The sequence below is a fragment of the Marinobacter salsuginis genome, assembly GCF_009617755.1.
Taxonomy (GTDB): Bacteria; Pseudomonadota; Gammaproteobacteria; order Pseudomonadales; family Oleiphilaceae; genus Marinobacter; species Marinobacter salsuginis.
In genome coordinates this window covers 1,637,310-1,659,292 of the sequence record NZ_BGZH01000001.1, presented here as the reverse complement: position 1 = coordinate 1,659,292, position 21,983 = coordinate 1,637,310, and the positions used below count along the sequence as shown (strand labels likewise).

21 protein-coding genes are annotated in these 21,983 nt (G+C 58.9%); 9 read left to right on the top strand and 12 right to left on the bottom strand.

The features are described 5' to 3' along the window. The first annotated feature begins 44 nt into the window (after positions 1 to 44). Positions 45 to 923: a response regulator gene (locus GJU83_RS07675; RefSeq protein WP_153633997.1), complete on the top strand. Its 879-nt coding sequence runs from the start codon at positions 45 to 47 to the stop codon at positions 921 to 923. On the opposite strand, the gene phoR is transcribed toward GJU83_RS07675, so the two are convergent. The 5 genes from phoR to GJU83_RS07650 form a co-directional block, all read right to left on the bottom strand. Further along, positions 920 to 2,239, bottom strand: a complete 1,320-nt coding sequence (gene phoR / locus GJU83_RS07670; RefSeq protein WP_069182154.1) for a phosphate regulon sensor histidine kinase PhoR — start codon at positions 2,237 to 2,239, stop codon at positions 920 to 922. The two genes, GJU83_RS07675 and phoR, sit on opposite strands and share 4 nt — an antisense overlap. Positions 2,240 to 2,292: 53 nt before the next feature. Further along, positions 2,293 to 2,985 (bottom strand): phosphate regulon transcriptional regulator PhoB, encoded by a 693-nt coding sequence (phoB, locus tag GJU83_RS07665; protein WP_069182153.1) that lies wholly within the window; start codon positions 2,983 to 2,985, stop codon positions 2,293 to 2,295. Between the two features lie 76 nt (positions 2,986 to 3,061). Further along, the gene (gene ubiA / locus GJU83_RS07660; RefSeq protein WP_153633996.1) at positions 3,062 to 3,949 is read right to left on the bottom strand and encodes a 4-hydroxybenzoate octaprenyltransferase; all 888 of its coding nucleotides are present in this window, start codon (positions 3,947 to 3,949) and stop codon (positions 3,062 to 3,064) included. Positions 3,950 to 4,018: 69 nt separating this feature from the next. Next, positions 4,019 to 4,582: a chorismate--pyruvate lyase family protein gene (locus GJU83_RS07655; RefSeq protein WP_153633995.1), complete on the bottom strand. Its 564-nt coding sequence runs from the start codon at positions 4,580 to 4,582 to the stop codon at positions 4,019 to 4,021. Then, on the bottom strand, positions 4,563 to 5,120 hold the full coding sequence (locus GJU83_RS07650; protein WP_069182150.1) for a hypoxanthine-guanine phosphoribosyltransferase: 558 nt from the start codon (positions 5,118 to 5,120) through the stop codon (positions 4,563 to 4,565). The genes GJU83_RS07655 and GJU83_RS07650 overlap by 20 nt, the downstream gene beginning before the upstream one ends. 266 nt (positions 5,121 to 5,386) lie before the next feature. Between GJU83_RS07650 and GJU83_RS07645 the strand changes: the two genes are divergently transcribed. The 3 genes from GJU83_RS07645 (at position 5,387) to GJU83_RS07635 (ending at position 7,760) form a co-directional block, all read left to right on the top strand. After that, positions 5,387 to 5,554 carry a rubredoxin gene (locus GJU83_RS07645; protein WP_008173532.1) on the top strand — a complete coding sequence of 56 codons (168 nt, stop codon included), beginning with the start codon at positions 5,387 to 5,389 and terminating at the stop codon, positions 5,552 to 5,554. A 60-nt stretch (positions 5,555 to 5,614) separates the two neighbouring features. Next, positions 5,615 to 6,769, top strand: coding sequence for an NAD(P)/FAD-dependent oxidoreductase (locus tag GJU83_RS07640; protein WP_069182149.1), 1,155 nt, complete (start codon positions 5,615 to 5,617; stop codon positions 6,767 to 6,769). A gap of 133 nt (positions 6,770 to 6,902) precedes the next feature. Continuing rightward, positions 6,903 to 7,760, top strand: a complete 858-nt coding sequence (locus GJU83_RS07635; RefSeq protein ID WP_069182148.1) for an acyl-CoA thioesterase — start codon at positions 6,903 to 6,905, stop codon at positions 7,758 to 7,760. A 4-nt stretch (positions 7,761 to 7,764) separates the two neighbouring features. Here the strand turns inward: GJU83_RS07635 and GJU83_RS07630 are convergent, their stop codons facing one another. The 3 genes from GJU83_RS07630 to GJU83_RS07620 all read right to left on the bottom strand — a co-directional run bounded on the left by GJU83_RS07630 (position 7,765) and on the right by GJU83_RS07620 (position 12,055). After that, the gene (locus GJU83_RS07630) at positions 7,765 to 10,323 is read right to left on the bottom strand and encodes an EAL domain-containing protein (RefSeq protein WP_153633994.1); all 2,559 of its coding nucleotides are present in this window, start codon (positions 10,321 to 10,323) and stop codon (positions 7,765 to 7,767) included. Positions 10,324 to 10,425: 102 nt separating this feature from the next. Continuing rightward, positions 10,426 to 10,872: a flavodoxin gene (locus tag GJU83_RS07625; RefSeq protein WP_069182146.1), complete on the bottom strand. Its 447-nt coding sequence runs from the start codon at positions 10,870 to 10,872 to the stop codon at positions 10,426 to 10,428. 79 nt (positions 10,873 to 10,951) lie between these two features. Next, positions 10,952 to 12,055, bottom strand: coding sequence for a GGDEF domain-containing protein (locus tag GJU83_RS07620; protein WP_069182145.1), 1,104 nt, complete (start codon positions 12,053 to 12,055; stop codon positions 10,952 to 10,954). A 208-nt stretch (positions 12,056 to 12,263) separates the two neighbouring features. On the opposite strand from GJU83_RS07620, the gene GJU83_RS07615 reads away from it, so the two are divergent. Continuing rightward, positions 12,264 to 13,823 (top strand): inorganic phosphate transporter, encoded by a 1,560-nt coding sequence (locus GJU83_RS07615; protein WP_069182144.1) that lies wholly within the window; start codon positions 12,264 to 12,266, stop codon positions 13,821 to 13,823. An 89-nt stretch (positions 13,824 to 13,912) separates the two neighbouring features. Further along, a complete protein-coding gene (locus GJU83_RS07610; RefSeq protein ID WP_069182143.1) occupies positions 13,913 to 14,179 on the top strand; it encodes a hypothetical protein in 267 nt (88 codons plus the stop codon). Between the two features lie 252 nt (positions 14,180 to 14,431). Here GJU83_RS07610 and panP read toward each other — a convergent pair whose 3' ends face one another. From panP to GJU83_RS07590, 4 genes are all read right to left on the bottom strand, one after another. Then, positions 14,432 to 16,108, bottom strand: a complete 1,677-nt coding sequence (gene panP / locus GJU83_RS07605) for a pyridoxal-dependent aspartate 1-decarboxylase PanP (protein ID WP_069182142.1) — start codon at positions 16,106 to 16,108, stop codon at positions 14,432 to 14,434. A gap of 189 nt (positions 16,109 to 16,297) precedes the next feature. Continuing rightward, complete coding sequence (locus tag GJU83_RS07600; protein ID WP_014578525.1) at positions 16,298 to 16,642, bottom strand: DUF503 domain-containing protein; 345 nt, start codon at positions 16,640 to 16,642, stop codon at positions 16,298 to 16,300. A gap of 151 nt (positions 16,643 to 16,793) precedes the next feature. Continuing rightward, the gene (locus GJU83_RS07595) at positions 16,794 to 18,494 is read right to left on the bottom strand and encodes an isovaleryl-CoA dehydrogenase (protein WP_153633993.1); all 1,701 of its coding nucleotides are present in this window, start codon (positions 18,492 to 18,494) and stop codon (positions 16,794 to 16,796) included. Positions 18,495 to 18,496: 2 nt separating this feature from the next. After that, on the bottom strand, positions 18,497 to 19,129 hold the full coding sequence (locus tag GJU83_RS07590) for a TetR/AcrR family transcriptional regulator (protein ID WP_136629886.1): 633 nt from the start codon (positions 19,127 to 19,129) through the stop codon (positions 18,497 to 18,499). Between the two features lie 272 nt (positions 19,130 to 19,401). Between GJU83_RS07590 and GJU83_RS07585 the strand changes: the two genes are divergently transcribed. The 3 genes from GJU83_RS07585 (at position 19,402) to hemB (ending at position 21,964) form a co-directional block, all read left to right on the top strand. Next, the gene (locus GJU83_RS07585) at positions 19,402 to 19,623 is read left to right on the top strand and encodes a hypothetical protein (RefSeq protein ID WP_069182139.1); all 222 of its coding nucleotides are present in this window, start codon (positions 19,402 to 19,404) and stop codon (positions 19,621 to 19,623) included. A 226-nt stretch (positions 19,624 to 19,849) separates the two neighbouring features. Next, positions 19,850 to 20,803: a lipase secretion chaperone gene (locus GJU83_RS07580; protein WP_228715157.1), complete on the top strand. Its 954-nt coding sequence runs from the start codon at positions 19,850 to 19,852 to the stop codon at positions 20,801 to 20,803. Between the two features lie 141 nt (positions 20,804 to 20,944). After that, positions 20,945 to 21,964, top strand: coding sequence for a porphobilinogen synthase (gene hemB / locus GJU83_RS07575; protein ID WP_153633991.1), 1,020 nt, complete (start codon positions 20,945 to 20,947; stop codon positions 21,962 to 21,964). Positions 21,965 to 21,983: the final 19 nt, after the last annotated feature.

The following is a 21,983-nucleotide window of genomic DNA, read 5'->3' as shown; positions in this document are numbered from 1 at the left end:
GTTGGACCATAGATTCGGGTTGTAGCTAGGGGAAGGTCTGAACCATGGCAATGCTGAAAGCGCTGGTCGTTGATGATGCCAGCTTTGTACGTGATCTGGTTAAACGAACCGTGCGCCAGCGTTTTCCGGTGATTGAGACAACCGATGCCCAGAATGGCCGTCGGGCCCAGTCGCTGATGTCGCGGACGGCGTTTGACCTGATCCTGTGCGATTGGGAGATGCCGGAAATGTCGGGACTGGAGTTGTTGCAGTGGATGCGCCAGCAGCCGCAATACGAAAACGTCCCGTTTATCATGATCACCAGTCGCGGCGACAAGGATCACGTAATTGAAGCGGTCAAGGGGGGCGTTTCCGAATACCTGGGCAAGCCGTTCAGTCCCGAGGGCTTGAGCAAAAAGATCATCAAGGTGATGGGCCGCAAACTGAAAGACGCCATGGATCGCAGTGGCAAGTCCATGGCCAGTCCGGCCGACGCGTTCAAGGAGTCGGCCAATCTGCTCACCCGCAAGCCGGACACCGTGGCGGATAGCCAAGCTGCTGCATCTCCTTCGTCACCTGCGCAGGCAGCCCCTGCCGCAACGCCCAAACAGACCCCGTCCCGCGGTCCCATGAGCATGGCGTCGGTACGCTTTGCGGAAAGCACCCTGAAGTCGGTGGTCAAGGATATCAACCTGACCGAGGTGCGGGTGATTGCCAAGCGGGATCAGGTGTTTCCGGGCATTCTCGATCAGGCGGTGGTCGATATCGAGACCGGCGAAGGCCAGATGGCCCGCCTCAATGGTTACGTGCACCAGTTGCAGGCGGTGGATAAACGCCAGGACACGGATTTTGTCAGCGTCACCATCCGTTTTGTCGATGAAGACCCGAAAAAGCTTGAGGACTTATCGAGGTTTGTCGCCCGTTTCCGTGCGGGTATGCGCTAGCCTTCCGCACTCTCCGGGATGCGTTCGACCAGTCGTTCCCGGGGGAAGTGGCAGATAAATTCACTGCCCTCGCCAATCCGGCTGCGAATTTCCAGGTTGCCATCGTGGTTGAGCAATACGTGTTTGACGATTGCCAGGCCAAGGCCAGTGCCGCCGGTATCCTTATGACGGCTGGGATCGGCCCGGTAGAAGCGTTCCGTCAGGCGAGGTATGTGAACCGGATCAATGCCGATGCCGGTGTCCTTCACGGACAGGTGAGCGCCTTCCCGGTTTGTCGACCAGGATACGCTGATCTGGCCGTTTGCAGGCGTGTACTTCACGGCATTGAAAATCAGATTCGAAAACGCACTGCGTAGCTGGCTTTCATCGCCTTTGAGCAACCGGTGGTCGCCGATATGCACGGAAATCTCGTGCTGTTTTTCGCCACTGAGTGCCCGGGCGTCATGGCAGATCTGAGTCAGCAGTTGGTCCACGTCCGTGAGCGTGTCGTTCACCGTCTGTTCCCCGGTTTCGATCCGCGATAGCAGGATCAGGTCGGTTATCAGGGCTTCCATTCGGGATGACTGGGCGGCCATGGTGTTGATGGCGCGGCGCCACTTCGGGGGCAGGTCTTCAGCGTTGTCCACCAGGGTTTCCAGGTAACCGCTGATGACGGTCAGAGGCGTGCGCATCTCGTGGGAAACGTTACCGACGAAGTCCCGGCGCATCTGTTCGAGCTGGTACAGGCGGGTTACATCCTTGGCGACGATCAGGCGATCGTCATCACCGAACAGGCTGATCTGAATTTGCAGGTGGATGTGAGGCTTGGCCGGCGAATGTATTTCCAGGGGGTCCCGGTAATCCCGCGAATCGAAGTAGGTCTTGAACGCTGGCGTGCGGATCAGATTATGGATGTACTGCCCCTGGTCGGTATTTCGCCTAAAGCCCAGCAGGTATTCCGCGGAGCCGTTCCACCATTCCATGGCTCCCCGGGAGTCAGTCATGATCACACCATCGCGCATGGCGTTGGTGGACTCCTGCACCCGGTTAATCTGGGCTCTTAACCGGTCCTGGGTTCTCAGGTGGGTCTGATGCAGTTTGTGGAGATTGTCGAAGATGTCGCCCCAGAGCCCGATACTCTGGGGTGCTTCGTCGGTGGCGCTGGGGTTGGTCAGCCACTGGTAAAGGCGCCGGGCCTGAAGCAGCGTCCACCACAGGTAGACAATCAGACCAAAGGTCAGGCCGTAGACAGGCTCTCCGAAGTAAAGGCCAACCAGGGTAGAGCCAATCAGGCCACCGATAATGTAGCGCAGGTATCGCGACCAGTTGTGCTGCATCAAAAACTGCCTTGTGTCCGTTCCGGGGCCGATGCTCAGCTGGCCGGAGTTACTTACGCGGCTCTGGTCGAGAAACGATAGCCGGTTCCCCGTACCGTCTGGATCAGGTGGTCGTACTTGTCGCCGAGCGCCTTGCGGAGCCGGCGGATGTGTACATCGACTGTCCGTTCCTCAACGTAGACGTTGCCACCCCAGACCTGGTCCAGAAGCTGGGAGCGAGTATATACCCGTTCCTGGTGGGTCATGAAGAACTGTAGCAGTCTGTATTCGGTGGGGCCCATGGTAAGGGCACCCTCCTGGGTGGTGACGCGATGACCGACCGGGTCCAGGGTCAGGCCTTCCACTTCAATCGGACTGTCTACGCCCGGTGGCGTTGCACGACGCAGGACCGCTTTCAAACGGGCAACTAACTCCCGTGGGCTGAAGGGTTTGGTGATGTAGTCGTCGGCACCCACTTCCAGGCCCTGGATCTTGTTGTCTTCCTCAACCTTGGCGGTGAGCATGATAATGGGAATGTCGGCCGTCGCTTCCTCTTTCTTCAGGCGACGTGCCAGTTCCACACCACTGGTGCCGGGTAGCATCCAGTCGAGGAGCACGAGATCCGGTTGTTTGTCGACAATCAGGGCATGGGCTTCCCGGGCATCCTCTGCCTCCAGATAGTCATAATCTGCCATTTCGAGGGCCACGGCGATCATCTCGCGAATCGGTGCCTCGTCATCGACGATCAGGACAGTTTTTCCATTCATGGGCGTTAACCTGTGTCAGACCTTGATTTGTTGCTGCCTCATTACAACGCTCAAGTGTTACAAGTATATGACAGGTTCAGTTGACCATGAGATCAATCACCAGGCCCACAAAAACCGCAAAGCCGGCCCAGTTATTATTGAGAAACGCCTTGAAGCAACCCTCACGTTCCCGTTCCCGCGCCAGGTACTGGTGGTACACGAACAGGCAGGCCATGGCCACAACACCCAGGTAATAGAAAGTGCCCAGTTCAGCGCGGTGGCCTACCATGATCAGTATCAGCACCACCATGCCCTGAAGCATGGCAATGATCGCTTTATCGGCATCGCCAAACAGGATGGCCGTGGATTTGATGCCCACTTTCAGGTCGTCGTCACGGTCCACCATGGCATAGAGCGTGTCGTAGGCCACGGTCCAGAGCACGTTGGCCGTGAACAACAGCCAGGTGAGCTGGCTCAGCTCCCCCGCTTCCGCCGCCCAGGCCATGGGGATGGCCCATGAAAAAGCTGCGCCGAGGAACAGCTGGGGAAAATGGGTGTAGCGCTTCATGAACGGGTAGATGAACGCCAGCAGCGCACCGCCGAAGGAGAGATACAGAGTCAGCGGGTTGGTGAACAGAACCACCATCAGGAAGGAAACCAGGCACAAGCCGGCGAACAGCGCCACCGCTTCCCAGGGTTTGACCCGGCCAGCGGTCAGAGGACGATCCTTTGTGCGTTTGACGTGCTTGTCCCAGTCGCGGTCGGCGAAATCGTTGATGGCGCAGCCGGCCGCACGCATGAAGAAGACGCCCAGGGTGAACACAATAACGTTGCCAAGCCCGGGGCTACCATCACCGGCCAGCCAGAGGGCCCAGTAGGTTGGCCACAGCAGGAGCAGGGTGCCGATCGGGCGGTCGATTCTCAGCAGGCTGGCATAATCGGCCAACCGGCGCTGGATAGGTTCTGGCACAACATCAGGCAGCATGGCGGGCGTCCGTCTGGTGTTCTGGGAATTGAATGAGAACAGCGATTATAGCCAGTCGCAGGAGGCCGGTTAAAGCGTGCTCCGCTGAAACAGGGCTGGCAGCAGGTATTCACCAACCAGCAGGGAGCTGTTGTGGCCGCTGAACAGGGAGCGACGGGCCAGTTCCGGCTGCCCGGGCAGTGCCGGGTTGCAGAGCCCGGTTTCCAGTGGTCCCCGTCGCCAATGGGGGCTTGTGAACAGGTAGGCGCCCAACGGCCGGTTTCCCAGGTGCAGCAGTCGTCGGCCCTCACCTTCCAGGCAGTTCAGGGGAATGACCGTTCTGGCCAAAACCCAGGGCTGGTTATCACCACACAGGCTGACTTCCCGTATCCATGCGAACTGCCGGTGTGGAATGCCAAGATGTCTGGCCTCTTCCTGTGTGGGCGTTGCAAAACCCTCGCGGCGGACCTCAACGTGAAAGGAGCGGCTGCATTGTTTCTGCAGGGCCCGGGTAAATGAGCCCTCAACCTGCAGCCAGTACCGGGCGGGCCCATGCACTTTCGGATTTCGGAGGCCGGCAGCCGTCAGCGATTGGTACCAGTCCGTCGGAGGTATGGTCAGGCGGCTGTCGATGTCAGAGTCCCTTGACAGCATAGATGCCGGGCGCGTTACGCCAGTAGCCCTTGTAGTCCATGCCGTAGCCGAACAGGAAGCGGTCTTCCACTTCCAGACCGGTGAAATCGGCTTTCAGATCCGGGCGGGCTTTGCGGTCGTGTTGCTTGTCGACAAGAACCGCCGTCAGCACTTCACGGGCGCCGTGGGCGCGGCAGTAGTCGGCGATGGCGCACAGGGTGGTGCCCTCATCAAGAATGTCATCGACAATCAGGATGGTACGGCCGTTCATGTCGGCCTCGGGCTGTAACTTCCACTCAAGGATGCCGCCTGTGGTTTCCTGACGATAACGGGTGGCGTGCAGGTATTCGGCCTGGACCGGAAACCGGAGTCTGGGAAGCAGTTGTCCGGTAAGGATAAGTCCGCCATTCATCACACAGAATAGCAGGGGGTTGCTGTCTTTCAGGCGGGCGGTAATATCGTCGGCCAGGTTGCCGATTGCAGTCTGTACCTGCTGTTCATCGACCAGGCAGTCGGCCTCGGCCATTACCTGGTTCATTTCGGCGACGGTATCGGTCATATCGGTCGGTCCTGTCGTAAAACCGGCGATTATACCGGAGAGGGGCGGCAGAAGGGAGGGGCGGCTTCTGTTGTCAGATCTGTAATTGTGGCTATTGGCAGAAAACCCCCGGCGGGGCCGTCGGTATTGGCATTGGTCAATTCCGGAGCGATGGGTATGATGGCCTGATTCGACAGTTGTTCGTATCTGTTATGCGAACTAAACACTTGCGTGCATGATTGTCCGACAATTATTATTGCGCCCGACTGATTTTTTGGAGAAAACCTATGAAGAAGTGGCAGTGCGTGGTTTGTGGCCTGATTTACGATGAGGCCGAGGGCTGGCCCGAGGACGGCATTGAGCCTGGTACCAAGTGGGAAGATGTACCGGAAGACTGGGTCTGTCCCGATTGCGGTGTCGGTAAGGAAGACTTCGAGATGATCGAGATCGGCTGATCTTGACCGGCGCGCGGCAGGTGAAATCTGCCAGGGTTCGTTAAATACAGGAATGCGGTTATGACTGAACAGGCCCCCATCATCATCGTTGGTACCGGGTTGTCCGGCTATTCGCTGGCACGGGAAATCCGCAAGCAGGACAAGGAGTCACCGGTTCTGATGGTGACCGCCGACGATGGCGTGAGTTATTCAAAGCCCATGTTGTCCACCGGCTTTACCAAGGGGAAGGATGCCGACGGGCTGGCCCAGGGCGCGACCGACGCCATGGCAGAGCAGTTGAACGTCCGGATCCGCACCTTTGCCACGGTTACCGGCATTGATACCGACGCCCACGAACTGATTCTCGGTGATGAACGCCTTGCCTACAGCAAGCTGGTCCTCGCCTGGGGTGCCGATGTAATCCGGCTTAGCCTCGACGGGGATGCTCAGGAGCATGTGTTCTCTATCAATGACCTGATGGATTATCGCGCCTTCCGGGAAGCCCTGGGCGAGGGCAAGCGGGTGGCGATCATGGGGGCCGGTCTGATCGGTTGTGAGTTTGCCAACGACCTTCGCAACGGCGGTTATGACGTTGAGGTAATTGCACCCTCCGAGGAGGTGATGCCCGGATTGCTACCGGAGGCTGCGGCCAGCGCTGTCCAGCAGGAGCTGGAGAATCTGGGGGTTGGCTTTCACCTGGGTACCGTGGTTGAACGGGTGGACCGCCAGGGTAATGGTGTCAGTCTTACCCTGGCCAATGGCGAAGTTCTCGAGGCAGATCTGGTACTGTCCGCTGTCGGCCTGCGTCCCAGGACCGATCTGGCCCGGGCTGCCGGGCTCGAGACGTCCCGTGGCATCGTCGTCAATCGCGCTCTGGAGACCTCGGCACCGGATGTCTACGCACTCGGCGACTGCGCCGAAGTGGACGGACACGTCCTGCTGTATGTGTTGCCGCTGATGGCCTGTTCCCGGGCGCTTGCCAAAACGCTGCTGGGTGAGCGCACTGAAGTGAGCTACGGCACCATGCCGGTGATGATCAAAACCCCCTGTTGTCCCACGGCGGTTTGCCCGCCACCCTCGGAGGCCGAGGGCAGCTGGGAGGTGGAGCAGGATGGCACCAGCGTCAAGGCACTGTTCAAGAGCCCCGGTGGCGATGTCCTTGGATTTGCGGTGACCGGCAGCTTTGCCATGGAAAAGCAGGCCCTCTCGAAGGAAGTGCCACCGATACACGGCTGACTCTCCCGTTCCATGCGACAGCCCCGTTCCCACGGGGCTGTTTTATAATGACCGATCACGGCTTTCCGTTGCGAAATTTCGCCGCTTGCGGTAGAAAACTCCTTCGTGTGCTAACGAAATCACAGGAGCAGGCATGCTTGAGGTAACCAAGAGACTGGTGGAGTTGCTGGATCTCTCGCCCATCGGTGACGATCATTTCCAGGGTGACAGTGAGGATCTGGGCTTTCCCAACGTGTTTGGCGGCCAGGTGCTCGGCCAGGCGTTGATGGCGGCCAGCCGGACGGTCGAAGGTCGCCTGTGTCACTCCCTCCATGCCTATTTTCTGCGCCCTGGTAACCAGAGCATGCCCATCGACTACGAGGTCCAGCGCGTCCGCGATGGTGGCAGTTTCTCGGTACGTCGGGTTATTGCCCGTCAGGATGGCAAGGAAATCCTGACCGGGTCGATGTCGTTTCAGGTGGCCGAGGAGGGTTTCGAGCATCAGCTGACCATGCCGGATGCGCCGGACCCGGAAACACTGCGCTCGGAACAGGAGTGGGGCGAACTGCTGGCCCCCCAGGTGCCGGAAAAAATGCGGCCGATCCTGACCCGCGACCGCCCAATCGAGATTCGGCCGGTGAACCCGGTCAACCCCCTGAAGCCGGAGAAGCGCCCGCCCCATAAACAGAGCTGGTTCCGCGCACAGGGGCATCTTCCCGACGATCCCGTGCTGCACCGCTGCCTGCTGACCTATGCATCGGATTTCCAGTTTCTCGGCACTTCACTGAACCCACACGGCCTGACCTTCATGAGTAAGGGGCTGCAGGTGGCCAGCCTGGATCACGCGATCTGGTTCCACCGGGATTTCCGCATGGACGAATGGCTGCTGTACGACAAGGACAGCCCCAGCGCGTCGGCCGGGCGGGGTTTCAATCGCGGTAATTTCTTCAATCAGGAGGGGGTGCTGGTGGCATCCACCACCCAGGAAGCGCTGATCCGGCAGAGGTCCTAGCCAGTCACCCCAGCTTGCGCCGCTCGGGCTGTTGTTGACTGCGCTCCAGCCACTCCAACAGTTCATCAAACGGCAGCGACGGCGTCAGCAGGTAGCCCTGGATCATGTCGCAGCCCATGTCCCGGAGCAGATTGGCTGTGACGTCATCCTCCACGCCTTCTGCCACCACCTGGTAGCCCAGGCTGTGGCACATTTCAATGGTGGTCTGGACAATCACACGGTCTTCCGCCTCGGTGGTGAGCTCGGTAACCAGTGAACGATCGATCTTGATCTCGCTTGCGGGCAACTGCTTGATATAGGACAGGGAGGAATACCCGGAGCCGAAGTCATCGATTGATACCGGGATACCCGTGGCGCTCAGAGAGTTGAGGGCTTTCAGAGAGTTGCCCGGGTCCTGCATCATGGAGGTTTCGGTTACTTCGAAAATAATGGCGCCCTGATGGCTGTGATAGCTGTTCATCAAACGTTGAACGAAAATGGGAAAGTCCGGTTCCCGCAGGTTGTTGGGCGAGATGTTGATGGATATGTTCATAGGCCAGCCACGATCCAGCAACCGTGAACGCAGCTCCAGTGATTGCTCGAGTACCCACCGGGTCAGCGGTTTGATCAGGCCCGTCTGTTCCGCAAGGGTAATTATCTCATCGGCGCGGATCGGTTTCGCCCGGCCAGGCCACCGAATCAGAACTTCAATTCCGACAATCCGACCTGTCTTCAGGCTCTGCTTGGGCTGCATGAACAGGACAAGCTCGTTGGTGTTCAGGGCGTGTCGCAGCTCCGACACCATGGTCAGCCGGTCGGCACTGTAAGAGTCTTTTTTGGACTTGTAATAGGCAATACCGCGCTCTAACGCGGAATCCGAGCCTTCGGCGATGACGGCACGGCGTATCAGGGTGTTTGCATCCGTGCCGTGTTCAGGAAAGATGGCCACCCCAAGCCTTGGGTCCAGGGGAATCTGCATGCCCAGATAGTCTATCGGGTAGCGTATGCCTTCCAGAGCCTTGAGAATGGCCCTGGGCACGGCGCCTGTGGCATCGGCGTCGACAATGAACGCAAAGGTCTGAGGATCCAGTGATGCCAGGTAAAAATTGCGCTGGTCACTCTGTTCCACCGGCAGGGTGCCCGGAAGCTCCCGCGCCACGGCATTGTAATGCTTGGATGCCAGTTCCAGAATCCGGTCACTGTTGCGATGCCCCAGGGTTTTGGTAACCGACTGCAAGTTGTTCAGGTGGATGACCGCAATGCCATAGCGTCGCTCCGGGCTGCGAATCATCAGATCATTCAGCATCATCTCCAGACTGCCCCGGTTGGGAAGGCCGGTGAGGGGGTTGTGCAATGCATGATCCATCAGCTTCAGCTCTGCTGACCGCCGTGCCGCCAGAGCCTTCAGTTCCGCTTCCCGCGCCTCGACCTTGTCCTGCCGTTCCTGATAAAGCCGTGCCGCCAGAGCCAGGGTTAGCAGAATGGCTTCCAGTGCCGATCCGATCTGCATACCGTAAGTGGTCACAAAATTGTTGGGCAGCAAACCGTATTTGTTAGCCGCCGTAATCGCGCTGCCCAGAGTCAATGCGGCCCAGGCCACGGTGTAATAGCCGGCCTGCGGGTTTCCCTTCCACCATTGCACCGGCCCCAGTACAGTGAGCAGCAGACAACTGGGTATTGCCAGGGCTACGGTCAGGCGACTGCCGGTGCTGTAGTCCAGGAAGAATGTCATAAGCCCAACTACTGCATTCACGGAAACCATGAACACTACGAGCCGGTTCAGAACGGGGCCGGTGGCTTCAAGCTTCAGGAACGAACGGGAAAAAATGAGCGTGAACAGCAGAGAGAAGGGCACCGTCAGCAACATGATCTGATTCTGTAGGGCGGGGCTGTGGGGCCAGAGAAACTGAAAGGTAGTCCCGTTCAGGCTGCCAATCAGCAGGAGGTAGCCCAGTGTTGAAAGAACGTAGAGAAGGTATACCGGCTCTCGTAGAGCGGCAAAAATAAACAGATTGAAGAAAATGACGGTGATCAGGATGCCGTAATAGACCGCATGCATCTGGTCTTCCGTGGATGAGTGCTCGAAAAACGCCTGGGCGTTCCAGAGTCGCACCGGAATCTGCATGGCACCGTCTGTGCGCACCTCAAGCAATATCTCATACTCGCTGGCAATGCTCTGTTCAAAAGGGAACAGGAAATGGCGGTGCAGTATCGGGCGCTGGTCAAAGGGAACGTGATCGCCGGTTTCCACGCGCTGTGCGATCCGATCGTTCTCAAGCAGGAAAAAGGTCAGCTCGTCCAGTTGTGAGTAACGAACTTCCAGCAGATTGATCGTCGCAGGGTGGCCCACCGGAAACCGGAGCCAGACGATGTCCTGGATATAGCCAAAATTCGGGCTTTCTTCCTCGAGCGTTTGCCAGTCGTCGGAAGCCAGGGCTTCACTGGCTGTGAGCTTGTTATCGGTGGCGGTGCGCAGATACTCGATCTGCGGAACATAGGAAACCTCAGCCCCGAGGGATGGGGCGGCCAGACCCGATAACAGCAGAAGCGTTATCAGTAAACGAAGCCAGTAAATGGATGCCACGTCGTACCGTTTAATTGTCGTTGTCCAGACGAGTATGGCGTGTCGCCTTTGGCGGCTCAAGTCACCGGCGGGTCCTGTTTGGCAAATTTTTGTAGCTGTGGCTCATACCTGCTCCAGCCATGACCGGACCCAGGGCAGTGCTTCGGTTTCCGGTTCCATGGTTTCGAGTGCATCAATCCGAAGCGTGTCTCCAACCTTGCGGGCGGCAGTCTCGTACAGAGCTTCCTCAATCAGGTCGCCGGCGCCACAGAAGGTATCACCGTAAGAGCTGTCGCCCAGCACGATAATGCCAAACGGCCGGCCTGGCTGCTGGGGCAGTTGATCCCGAAGGTCCAGGTAGAAGGGCAACAGGTTCGCCGGCAGTTCGCCCTGCCCGGTTGTGGAGGTGCACACCAGAAGTGGATCATCGTTCGAGGTGATGTCATCCAGCGCCGGATTTTCCAGCACGGTCACGTGGTGCCCCTCTTTTTCCAGCTCCTTTTTGATGGTTCTGGCCGTCAGGAGTGCGCCACCGTAGACGCTGCCCACCAGGATTCTGAGTGATGTCATAGGTTACCTGTTCGCTGCCATGGAAATGACGTTACGGTTGTTCAGTGGCGCACGATCATAGCGGTAGTAATTTGCTGCCTCAAGGCGAGAGACTGGCGGAGGTCCCGCTTTCCTGGCTTCGAACCCGCGGTGCTATCTGGTTGCGCCCGGCTTCCTTGGCGTTATAGAGGTTCAGGTCGGCCTGCTTGAGCAGATCGTCGAGGGAGCGGGCCTTGGCAATGGAGCAGACACCGGCACTGATGGTCACCGGCAAGGCCTGATCACTGAACCGGAACGGATGGCGGGCAACCTGGGACCGTAATCGCTCAGCCAGCGTGAGGGCCTGGAGCAGGGAAGTGTCCGGCAACAAGACCAGAAACTCTTCACCTCCCCATCGGGCCGCGACATCCGCCTGGCGAATCACGGTTCGCATCAATGCGGCGAACTCCCGCAGGACATGGTCGCCAGCGTCGTGTCCGAATCGGTCGTTGATCTGTTTGAAAAGGTCCAGATCGATCAGGGCAATGGAAAAATGGTGGCCGGAACGCTGGTAACGGGAAAACTCCATGTTGAGGCGGTTCTGCATTTCACGGCGATTGGCCAGCCCGGTGAGCTCATCGGTGCGGGCGGCGTGCTCGTGGGTTTCGGCAAGGATCAGAAGTTCGTTGCGTGCTTTCAGTCGGCTGGCTTCAAGGACAAAACAGAAAATCGATTCGAAGGTCAGGGCTGCAAAAAAACGGATCTTGAAATCCATACTGTATTCCGCGGAGACCAGGGGCAACCCCGGAAACTGGAATACCACGACGGCAATCAGGTAACAGAACAGCAGAACGGCCGTGCCGGTTTTGAGATCGGTCAGATAAAACAGCAGAGGAGGGAAGACATAAAACCAGAGTGGCCCGGTGTTGCTCTCACCGCCGGAGGCGATCAGGTAGGTGAACAGCAGCCCCACAATCACGATCATCCCGGCTTTCTGGCGCGCACGGTTTCCGGTGCTGGCGAAGTACAGCATATTCAGCGCGATCAGGCCGATGAATGACCAGAGCACCCAGGCATGGGTCAAGTGCCCGGCAAACCAGGCCTTGGTTCCGATGCCAATAAGAAAAACGATAGCGGTTGCCGAGAGCCAGGTAAGCAGTCGCGAAACCTGGCCGTCTTCCCGCTCGCCGGCAGCCAGCTGTCCGGAGGAGGGTGAATGGGGCATGGGGACCTTATTCTGCTGTTTTTGTAATTTTGACGCTTATTTTTGGAATTATGAGTCAATTTAATGGGTTTTTGCACTCCAGTCTGTGATGTGTTTAGTCTGTGCGAATTGTGACCGTTTTATTTCATTTTCATGTCAAAAATTTTATAGTTGCCGCGCGACTGAGGTCGCCCCCAATCCTCACAGACTAAACGAGACCTGATCTGTTATGGCCCGTTCGAGCGGATACCTGGATACCCTTCTTACCAGCCCTACCACGGAACGATACAGGGTCGGCATCAGCCTGCTTTTCTTACTTGGCGTATGGTTGACTGTCGGATCATTCAGTCAGGGAATGCCCAACAGTATGCTGCTGATGGCCGCTGCGGTCATTGGCGGATACATGGCGATCAATATCGGCGCCAATGACGTTGCCAATAATGTGGGCCCTGCCGTGGGCTCCGGGGCCTTGTCCCTGGGCGCGGCTGTTGTTATCGCCGCAATTTTTGAAGCCGGTGGTGCGATTATCGCCGGCGGTGACGTGGTGTCCACCATCAAGGGCGGCATCATCGATCCTTCCAATCTGGAAGACAGTCGGGCTTTTGTCTGGCTGATGACAGCCGCCTTGCTGGCGGGCGCGCTCTGGCTGAACCTGGCCACCTGGATGGGTGCACCGGTGTCCACCACTCACTCCATCGTTGGCGGCGTTCTGGGCGCCGGTATTGCCGCCGGTGGCTGGGGGATCGCTGACTGGGCGGTGATGGGCAAGATTGCCGCCAGCTGGGTGATTTCCCCGGTTCTTGGTGGTGCTCTGGCGGCCCTCTTCCTGTTCGCGATCAAGAAGACCGTGCTTTATCGCAAGGAAGTCATTCCGGCCGCCCGCACGTTCGTGCCCTGGCTGGTCGCAATTATGGCGTGGGCTTTTGGCACCTATCTGATGATCAAGGGCGTCAAGAAGATCGTGAAAGTCGATTTTCTTGAGGCTACGCTCATCGGCCTTGCCGCGGCTGCCGTGGTCTTTTTCATCATGCGTACCCTGGTGGGGCGCATGGCATCGACCATGGAGAACAGTTCAGCAGGCGTGAATACCCTCTTCACTTGGCCTTTGATTTTTGCTGCGGCATTGCTGAGCTTTGCCCATGGCGCCAACGACGTTGCCAATGCCATTGGTCCGCTGGCGGCGATCAACGATGCCCTGTCCGCGAATTCTGTGGTGACTTCCGCCAGTATCCCGATGTGGGTGATGATGGTAGGCGCCCTGGGTCTGGCCGTTGGCCTGATGCTGTTTGGGCCGCGACTGATCAAGACCGTTGGCAGTGAGATCACCGAACTGGATAAGACCCGGGCCTTCTGTATTGCCCTGTCGGCGGCACTCACGGTGATTCTTGCGTCCCAGTTGGGCCTGCCGGTCAGCTCCACCCATATCGCAATCGGTGGCGTGTTCGGCGTTGGCTTCCTTCGCGAGTACCTGAAGTCCAACTATGCAACCCAGTTGCACAAGATCATGGAGCACCATGATCCGGCAGAGCAGGAGCGTCTCAAGCCTTTCCTGGATGATTTTCGCAATGCCTCGGTTGAGGAGATGGAGAATCTGCTGAAACAGGCGAAGAAGAAAAAGCAGGTACCCCTGTCCAAGTCGGAGCGCAAGCGCCTGAAGAAGATTTACCGCGAAGAGATGGTCAAGCGTTCGCACCTTGTGCGAATTGCCGCAGCCTGGATCATTACGGTGCCTGCATCTGCCATCATGGCGGCGACGCTGTTCTTTACGCTCCGGGGCTTGTTGATCTGACCGGGCTGGTTGTATAAACCGAGTTTGGTCATACTATCTTTAAAAAGGGGTGTTTCACCCCGCAAGCCTATTTGTCCATGGAGTGAAGTATGAGTTCATCCGTTGAGAGCCGTCAGGCGAAGATGATTGATGAGCTGAGGACCTTTATCAAGAAGGTTCTGAGCGATCCGACTATTGCCGTAAAATCCATGGAAATCGCTCGCAAGCATCGCGGTCAGCCGAATGCCGAGGAGCTGATTGCACAGGAGATCAGTGCCAGCACCAACATCCGGATTCCGGAGAACTGGAGTGAAGCGGACAAGATGTTCCTGGATATCATCCACGATGTGCTGGATGATGAAGAGGCGCTTTACTGATCTAATCCAGGCTCTTGGCCTGAAAGCTCGGGGAGGAGTCGGCTGGCGGGACGTTTCAAAAACACGCTGTGAATCCCCCTGCGGGGTCCAGCCAGCAATCCTAGATTGCTGTCGTTCAGCTATCGCATGAAGCTTCGCTTCATCAGCGCTCTGCTTCACCCCTGTACGCTTGGCTCCGCCATCCCTGGCTCCGCACAGTTTTTGAAACGTCCCCCCAGCCGACTCTTCAGGCTCCAGTGTTTCCCGCCGTACTCAAGCCTGTTTGGCGTTTGGCGTTGCCTGCTTCAATACCGCATCCGCCATCTGGTGCAGGATGCTGATCTCATCCTCGATACCCTCATCCCGGGACAACTCTCTCTGTTCCGAAAGGATGTCCGCCAGGATTTCTTTGGTGGTCAGCGGGTTGGCCAGTACCACCCGGAACACGATGCACGGGAAGTTGAAGTAACGGGCCGGTTCCAGGCGCGTCCGTGACACGAATGCCTTGCCCCGTTCCCGCTGGGTTTTCTGGATGAACTTGGTGATCCGGTTCAGGCAGGTGTTGAGCTTTTCCGCCTGTAGGGGGTCGGCAATGGCCAGGGCTTCCTGGACGTTTTCCGGGCAGTAGCGGTAGGTCAGGATGTTCAGTTCGGGCCTGGTGACCAGTTCGAAATCCGATTCGGCTTCGATCATGTCCGCGAAGGTCTTGGCTTTGTCGATGCCCTGATCGATCAGGATCTCGTAGCCTTCCCGGGCCAGGATTTTCAGGCCGGAGTGGATCAGCATGGACATGCCCGGCCGCGAGCCCTCAAGGGTGGTGCTGCCGAGATCCCGGGAGCCTTTCCGGATGATGTACTGGGCGTGGTGTTCCACGGCGCTGGCCAAGCTGGGGTCTCGGAAGACCACGAGGCCTACGCCCATGGGGACATAGAGCTGTTTGTGGGCGTCGAAAGTGACGGAGTCTGCCTTTTCGATGCCGCGCAGCAGGTGTTTGTAGGTGCGGGAGAACAGGGTGGGCCCGCCCCAGGCGGCATCCACGTGGAAGTGGGCGCCGAATTCCCGGGCGATGTCGGCCATGGCGTCCAGAGGGTCGACGTTGCCGGTTTCGGTGGTGCCGGCCACGCCGCAGATGGCCATGACTTTGATCTTCTGACGCTGCAGTTCCAGGCATTTGTCCCGCAGGGCATCGGTATTGATGCGGTTTTCGTCGTCGGTATCCACCGGTATCAGGGACTCGCGGCCCAGTCCGAGCACGTCGGCAGCCTTGCGCAGGGAGTAGTGTCCGCGGCGGGAGACGACGATGGCGGCGCCTTCGTAGCCGTAGTATTTCAGCGCGCGGAACAGGCCTTCCTGGTGCAGACCCCGGAAGCTGCCTTCTGCGGGGAACGCCCGGTTGCGGGCAACCCACAGGGCGGTGAGGTTGGCGACGGTGCCGCCCGAGCACATGGCCCCCAGGGCGTAACGGGGGTCGTGCATCCACTTTCGGTAGAAAGCGCCGTCTTCCTGGTATACCAGTCGGTGGATCATGCCCAGTACCTGGCGCTCCATGGGCGTGAAGGCCTTGGAGGTTTCGGTTTTGACCAGGTTCTGGTTCAGGGCAATCATGATTTTCGACAGCGGCAGCATGAAGTACGGCAGCGCTGAGGTCATGTGCCCGATAAAGGCCGGCGACGCAGTGTGAACGGAGTTGGCCACCAGTTTGTCGAGCAGGAACTGGGCCTGTTCAGACACGAAGACAGGCTTCTCGGGGATGCTGTAATCGGAGAAGTCTTTCTCCACATCCGAGAGATCCCGCTCAACCGCTACGATGTGCTCCTGCAGAAAGCCTGCAAGATTGCTGGAGATGTTCTGGTCAATCCGGCTCAGCGTCGATTCCGGCGCCTCAGGCACCGTGAATACGCGATACATGGCCTCTACCGAAGCCTGGGCGGATTTTTTCTTTCCGGTCATAGGTGCCACTCACACTCAGTGGTCATCCGAAGGGCCGGTTCCGGATGCCCTGCGGATACGGCCGGCATTCATGTCCGGCATTGGTTTCTGGTCACCCGCCGCTGGCAGGCGCACTGGCATCCCTGAGGGGGCGTAGTATACGGCCTGACAACGGGTTACGCCACACGGCTGCTGCCCGGGATTTTCCGGTCAGAGTATCTCCCGGTGTATATCCAGTATGGCAGCATCCACGCGTTCTTCGATGGCTTTTTCGATCTGGTCGAGGCGTTGGGTGATCTGCTGGGATGAGGTGCCAAGGGCCGCAATGGTCCAGGTGGCGCAGTCGAGGGCCTCCTGGTCGGCGGTTTCGGCGACGGCCAGGTCGGGTTCTTTGCCCCAGACGGCCTTCAGGGCGGTGAAGACTTTGCGCTTGGCTTTGAGGTCGTCGCAGCCGTAAAGCTGGAAGTGCAGGGTCAGCACGCCCACGTGGGGGGTGATGACTGGCTGCTGGGGAGCGTGGCCTTCCCGCAGGAGTTTTCTGAGTGCTTCAGACATAGACTTGGGTGCAGGAACCGGCGGGGAACTCCTTTCCAAAACACGCTGTGAATACGTCCTTGTACGCTCTGCTCCGCCATCCATGGCTCCGCAAGGTTTTGGAAAGGAGTTCCCCGCCGGTTCTCGATCTCTCAGTTGGATTCTGTTGTGTCTAGCCTACTACAGGCGTCGCCCGTTTGATAATGGATGCCGGATCGGTGCCCGAGGGCAGGTTGCCGTAGTTCATCCCGCCATTGGACTGCAGGCGAGAGGCGCAGAAGGCGTCGGCGACGGCGGCATCCGAGTGTCGCAGCAGCAGGGAGCCCTGCAGGGCCAGGGCCATGCGGTCGACGAGGTTTCGGGCGCGGTACTGGAAATCGCTGATGTCGGCGAAGTCGTGTTGTAGCTGGGCCAGGAACTGGTCGAAGCGGCGGTCGGCGCCTTTGGCTTCGGCGGTTTCCTTGAAGAATGCGTCGAGGGTGTCGGGCTCTTTTTGCAGGGCGCGCAGGGTGTCGAGGCACTGGACGTTGCCGCTGCCTTCCCAGATGGCGTTGACCGGCGATTCCCGGAACAGCCGGGGCATGATGCAGTCTTCCATCACGCCGCTGCCGCCGATGCATTCCATGGCCTCGTAGGCATGGTTCGGTGTGCGCTTGCAGATCCAGTATTTGCCGACGGGGGTGGCCAGGCGCGCCAGCAGACGTTCGTGTTCCTTGTCCTGGTTGTCCAGGGCGCGGGCGATGCGCATGGTGTAGGCCAGCGCCGCTTCGCTTTCCAGGGCCAGGTCGGCCAGGACGTTCTGCATCAGGGGCTGGTCGACCAGGCGGGCGCCAAAGGCGCTGCGGTGTCGGCAGTGGTGGCTGGCCTGGGCGATGGCCTGGCGCATGCCGGCGGAGCTGCCGATCATGCAGTCGAAGCGGGTCATGGCGACCATTTCAATGATGGTGGGTACACCACGGCCTTCCTCGCCAACCATCCAGGCCAGTGCGCCGCGCAGTTCGGCTTCGCTGGAGGCGTTGGCGACGTTGCCCATCTTGTTCTTCAGACGCTGGACCTGCCAGGGATTCTTGGTGCCGTCCGGGCGCCAGCGGGGCATCAGGAAGCAGGACAGGCCTCCCTGTGTCTGGGCCAGCACCAGAAAGGCGTCGCACATCGGGGCAGAAACGAACCATTTGTGGCCCACCAGCTCATAGGCCTGGCCGGGGCCGCCAGTGCCGATCGGGTAGGCTCTGGTGCTGTTGGCGCGAACGTCGCTGCCGCCCTGCTTCTCGGTCATGGCCATGCCAATGGTAACCGAGGATTTCTGGCTGTCCGGCCGGTTGCGGGGATCATAGCTGTCGGCCAGTATCCGGGCTTCCCAGTCCGCCGCCAGCTCCGGTTGTTTCCGGATCGACGGAATGGCGGCGAAGGTCATGGTCACGGGGCAGCAGTGGGCGGCCTCTACCTGGGAGTGCATGTAGTACTTGGCAGCGCGGGCAACATGTGCACCCTGTCCTGGATGGCTCCAGGGGCTGCTGTGCAGGCCGTTGTCGAAGGCGATGCGCATCAGCTCGTGGTAGGCCGGATGGAAGTCCACTTCATCAATGCGGTGGCCGTAGCGGTCGTGGGTATTGAACACCGGTTTGTTGGCGTTGGCGCGAAACCCCAGGTCGATGGTTTCCGCTGCTCCGGCCAGAGCCCCGAATGCCTTGAGATCCTCGGCTGCCTTGCCGGCCCCTTCACGGAGGGCTGCTTCCTGCAGGGCGATATCCTGCTCGAACAGGTTGTAGTTCTCCAGAGCCGGAGGCTGGTTGAAGACCTCGTGGGTGCTGGCCAGATAGCGATCTTCCTGGTCTTTTAATGGCATCTCTGGCTGGGGCTGCCGCGCGTTCATAGCTACCTCCTGGTGCCGGTCAACCCCTGCATACAAAAGCGAATGATGGAATTGACCAGCGGGTCATTGTTGTCTTCTTTTGCGCTGTTCGCCTGGCTGGTTTGTGTGGGTGACAGTGGGCCAACCAGGCTTTCCGCGATGGCGCCGACCAGGCATGTACTGCTCTGGAGAGCGTCCTGATCCGGGATGCATCCTTCTTCAATGCCTTCGCGGATCGCTTTCTCAAACAGGTTGGCGTAGGCCTTGCGATACGCCAGCCTTTCTTCCTCGACTTTCGGGTCCACCGGCTCGGCAATCAGCGACCAGGCCATTTGCGGGCCTTTCAGTGCCCGCTCGGCGAATTGTCTGAGTGCCCGTTCCAGTCGTTCAGCTGCGTTCCCGGGGGAGCCAAGGGCCTCGGCAACCTTGTCGACTTCCCGCTGGGTTGCCAACCGGAAAATTTCCGCGAACAGGTCCTCTCTGGACTCGAAATGCCGGTAAATAGTTCCTGTGGCAACGCCGGCCAAACCGGCTATCCGGGTAATGCGGGCGCTTCTGAAGCCGCCCTCGGCCACGCACTGATAAGTGCACTCCACGATTCGTTTTCGCGCCTCGGCTTTACGCTGGCGCATTTTCTCTGTTTCTCGATAGGCCATTCCGGCTCCCTAAAAGTAGTGAATCATTATTCATTCTTTGTGTCAATTTTTTTGATCTACTGACGAATGTAAAATTTCCGCATGCAATTCAATTGGTTGTCAATGCTTACAAAAAATTACAAAAAAGACGTTGCCAAGAAATAGCGTGGTCACCAAAAGCAGATTATAAAGACGCCAAGGCGAGGCCGCAGGCGGACTTCGTCGATACGGAGTGAGGTCCCCTGCGGGGTCGCAGCACTCGACCATCTGTTTTCGTTGATGGAGAAAAGATCATGAGTGAATTCGACGAAAGCAACCTGGAGCAGTCCGGAGGCTGGACCAGCGACAGTGACGACAACCATTCCATAGCCGGCCGTGCACGTGTTCGTGCACAGTTGCAGGCAGACATCGAAGCCTTCCTGAGCCAGGGCGGAAAAATTCAGGAGGTGGATACCTCCTTCCGCTCTGACACGCCGCGAAAGGTGGATGTGGGTTTTAACAACCGCTCCCTCTGAACGCTGGCACGGCAGTCCGGGGCGCTCCGCCCCGGCTCCATTTTTGATCCCTGTCTCGGTATGACTGGCCAGCCTCGTTTATCCTCATTCTCTGTGGTTTTGCGCCGGTAACCTGGGCAAGCCGTCAGTCACCCGAAGACCCGGAATTCCTGTGGCAATGAAGTCCCATTTCCGTCTTTTGCTTGTTTTGCTACTGATAATAGCAGCTGTTGTCAGCTTCTGGTTGATGAGAGCAGATCTTGCCAGCCATGGCGACTCGAATGCGCCGCAGACCACCGGGGAACCGCCGATATCAGTGGCCCGGGAGGATGTTACTGCCGCACCATCGAAGTTGGTGAACAACGCGTCCTCGGTTCCTGTTCCTGAGCAGTTACCAGCCTCGCTGGCGGGTACGTCAGTGCCGGACGGTTGGGCCCGAACGGACCGGCTGGGCAATCTCATACCAACCCCGCAACTGCGACAGCTGTTTGAGTATTTTCTCTCTGCCCTGGGCGAGGAATCCCTGCCGCAGTTGGTGGCTCGCATACAGAGGGCCCTGTCGGTTCTCGATGAGCCGGCGAGAGCCCAGGCCCTGGTAACCCTTGGCGCCTATCTGGACTACAAGCTGGCAGTTTCGGAACTGGAACAGAGCTACGGAGAGGTTTCCGGGCTCGGGGCCGGGGAGCTGCAGCGCAGGATGGCAGAGATCCAGGCTCTGCGCCGTACCTGGCTGGACGCCGACACGGCCAACGCTTTTTTTGCCGACGATGAAGCGGTGGATCGTTTCCAGGTCGAGAAACTCAGGATTGCAAGCGATGACAGTCTGACCGACGAGCAGAAAGCCGAAGCCCTGCGCCAGGCTGAGTCCTCCCTTCCGGAACCCCTCCGCAAGGCCCGGGAGGAAACACGCCGGTTTGCGGACTATGAGCAGGTTCGTCAGGAGCTGTCGGATGACCCCAGGGCTCTTGAGGCCTGGCGCCGGGAAGCTTTTGGTGATGCAGCAGCGGAAAGGCTGGCCCGGCTTGAGGCGGAACAACAGGATTGGGACCGCCGCTGGCAGGCCTATGCCGGGGAGCGGGACCGGTTGTTGTCCTCCGGGCTGGCCGAACCGGAACGCAGGGAAGCGCTGGAGCGACTCAGAGCCAGCCACTTCAATGAAACCGAACGGATCCGTGCCCGGGCGTTGGATTCGATCCGGTAATCAGCCTGTCATTTAATCGCCTTATCCTGCTGAGGGAGTCTGCAACCAGCGGCGCTGGCCGTGTATGATGACGCAAAGGGCGCCCGGCCGATGCCGCGCTGGCCCATCAGATTATTTGTTCAGCCATTCAGGAGGTTGTCAGTGCCGATTCCGACTCCCCGTGCGTTTCCCGCCACCCGCCTGCGCCGTAACCGGGCCAGCGACTTTTCCCGTCGCCTGGTTCGGGAAAACCAGCTCACGCCGGACAACCTGATCTATCCGGTGTTTGTGCTGGAGGGCGAGGGACAGCGGGAACAGGTACCTTCCATGCCAGGGGTGGAGCGCCTGAGTATTGATCTGCTGGTTGAGCAGGCGGCGGAGCTGGTGGAATTGGGTATCCCGGCGATTGCGCTGTTCCCTGTTGTTCCGTCCGAAAACAAGAATCTGTCCGGCTCCGGGGCCTGGGATTCTGAGGGGCTGGCGCAGAGGGCGGTTCGCGCCCTGAAGGCAGCGCATCCGGAACTCGGTGTGATTACCGATGTAGCCTTGGACCCTTTCACCACCCATGGCCAGGACGGCATCATCGACAACGACGGCTATGTGCTGAATGACGTCACCGTCGAGGCGCTGGTCAATCAGGCGCTTTCCCATGCCGACGCCGGTGCCGATGTGGTGGCACCGTCAGACATGATGGATGGGCGGATAGGTGCCATTCGCGAAGCCCTGGAAAACGGCGGTCATGTGAATACGAAAATCCTGGCCTATTCTGCCAAATACGCCTCGAGTTATTACGGACCTTTCCGGGATGCGGTGGGGTCTGCGGCCAATCTCGGCAAGGGCAACAAGTCCACCTATCAGATGGATCCTGCCAACGGCGATGAGGCATTGCATGAGGTTGCCATGGATTTGGCCGAAGGCGCGGATATGGTGATGATCAAGCCCGGCATGCCGTATCTCGATATCGTGCATCGGGTGAAGACGGAATTGCGGGTGCCGACATTTGTCTATCAGGTCAGCGGTGAGTATGCCATGCACATGGCGGCAGCCCAGAACGGCTGGCTGGATGGCGATGCGGTAATGATGGAGAGCCTGATGGCCATGCGAAGGGCAGGGGCCGATGGAATCCTGACCTACTTTGCGGTGCGCGCGGCCCGACTGATGCGGGATCGAAAACACGGATAGGTCAAGCAAGTCATTCGCC